This is a genomic window from Streptomyces sp. NPDC101166, assembly GCF_044768125.1.
Classification (GTDB): Bacteria; Actinomycetota; Actinomycetes; order Streptomycetales; family Streptomycetaceae; genus Streptomyces.
In genome coordinates this window covers 1-1429 of the sequence record NZ_JBIWPF010000119.1, presented here as the reverse complement: position 1 = coordinate 1429, position 1429 = coordinate 1, and the positions used below count along the sequence as shown (strand labels likewise).

1 protein-coding gene is annotated in these 1429 nt (G+C 57.7%); it reads left to right on the top strand.

The features are described 5' to 3' along the window. Nucleotides 1-1429: DNA cytosine methyltransferase (locus ACIRS4_RS36915; RefSeq protein WP_404204444.1), on the top strand; the 1429-nt coding region annotated here is incomplete at both ends.

The following is a 1429-nucleotide window of genomic DNA, read 5'->3' as shown; positions in this document are numbered from 1 at the left end:
ACCGCTGCGGCTGTCGACTTCGACGAGCGGGCTTGCGAGACCCACGCGGCGAACTTCCCCGGGATGAGCCTTTGCCTCGATCTTGGGGACGAGGTTCAGCGGCACGAGTTCGTGCAGCGAATCCTGGATTCCGGCGCCAATATCGATCTCCTCGCCGGGGGTCCCCCCTGCCAGCCGTTCAGTCGCGCTGGACGCAGCAAAATTCGACATTTGGTCGAATACCACAACCGGGCCCCACACGATATCCGCAAGGAACTCTGGCGCGCCTACGTAAATGTGGTCGAGCGCCTTTTTCCGCGTGCTGTACTCATGGAAAACGTACCCGATATGGGACTAGGTGACGATTTCAGCGTAATCCGCATTATCGAGGAAAAGCTGGAGAGCTTAGGGTACATTACGCAGGTACGTCTTGTGGACGCGTGGAATTATCGTGTCCCTCAACACCGGAAGCGCCTGATCCTTCTTGCGCGGAGGGACGGTGGCGGTTTTGAGTGGGACAAGCCCAAGAAGCAGACAACGCTTTATGAGGCGATCGGCGATCTCCCCGCCCTCAATCCACAACCCTTGCTGCCGGTGGGCGGTCGACTCTGCGAATACGTTGAACAGCAGGATCCCAAGCCTTCGCTCTTCGCCAAGGACATGCGCAAAAGGGCAACCAAGGGCGTAGTTCACGACCATATGACGCGACGAGTCCGTGAAGACGACTTCAGAATATTTACAATTATGGACTCCAAAACCCTCTATTCTGAACTCGGTGAGAAGCTGGGGGAGGATGAGAAGGAGTTCCAGCGGTACGATGCAGAGCAATTTACCGATAAGTACAAGAAGCTGGACTGGGAGGAGCTAAGCCGCACTATCACGGCACATATCGCCAAGGATGGCTATTGGTACATTCATCCTGAAGAGTCGCGAACCTTAACCGTTCGTGAAGCCGCGCGAATTCAGACCTTTCCAGACCGCTTCCGGTTTGCCGGTACACGGAGTGACGCCTTTCGTCAGATCGGCAACGCGGTTCCGCCCCTGTTGGGCGAGGCTGCCGCTCGGGTACTCTTGGCGCAGGATGTTCCCGCCGGAAATGAGGCCGTGGACAAATGGCCGAAACTGCGTGAGGAACTGGCCCTTTGGGCCAAGGAACAGCGTGCTGGCAAAGAGTGGTATCAGTTCCCCGGCGGCCGGAAGATGAAGCCGCTTGGAGCTCTCGTCATGGCGGTTCTCTCGGGAAGCAAGCTGCGTATGACGCAGCTCTCCAATGTGATGGACCAAGTCGCTGGGCACAGGGAACTGTCGCAAGACGTTTATGTAGCCCTCAAGAACGCGGCGCCTACGGTGGCGCTATACAAGCGCTTGGAGGCTCGCCTCGGCCCGGTCGTCGGTAAGCCCGAAGTCTGGGTGAACGCTGATTCGGTTCTTTCTCGCAGCAAGGAGATGG